Origin of the sequence: Paracraurococcus lichenis, from assembly GCF_030657435.1 — a bacterium.
Lineage (GTDB): Bacteria > Pseudomonadota > Alphaproteobacteria > Acetobacterales > Acetobacteraceae > Paracraurococcus > Paracraurococcus lichenis.
The window spans coordinates 1-362 of the sequence record NZ_JAUTWS010000534.1 but is presented as its reverse complement, the minus strand read 5'-3'; the positions used below and the strand labels follow the sequence as shown (position 1 = coordinate 362).

The window sequence follows — 362 nt, the reverse complement described above, 5'->3', positions numbered from 1 at the left end:
GCTCTTCGGCGGCACTCACCCACCGTGGCCACTTGGGCCGTGACGATCCCGGCCTGCAATGCCGCGGTGAGATGCTTCACCTCCTCAAGGCTGAGCCCGAGATCGGCCAGCCCGCTCGCCTCGCTCCGCTCGATCCGGGCGAGTTCGGTCTCCGTCGTCCCTTCAGCCTCCTCGGCCACCAGTGTCAGCCGCCATACCCGCTTTGGCACCGGCGTCGCTCCTTCGCCCCCACACTCGCGGAGCTTACCAGATAGGCGCCCTCGCGGCCCTCCCCCCACAGCTTTGCATGCTCTCGCGGACCGTCCGCAAGGAAGGCTTCCCAGAGGTCGCCAGCCGCCTGTGGGGCGACCACTTCTGGTCGC

1 protein-coding gene is annotated in these 362 nt (G+C 69.1%); it reads right to left on the bottom strand.

Features of this window, described 5'->3' with window-relative positions:
* Positions 1-209, bottom strand: a 209-nt coding sequence (locus Q7A36_RS41130) for a hypothetical protein (RefSeq protein ID WP_305109530.1), incomplete at its 3' end; no start/stop codon positions are given.
* Positions 210-362: the final 153 nt, after the last annotated feature.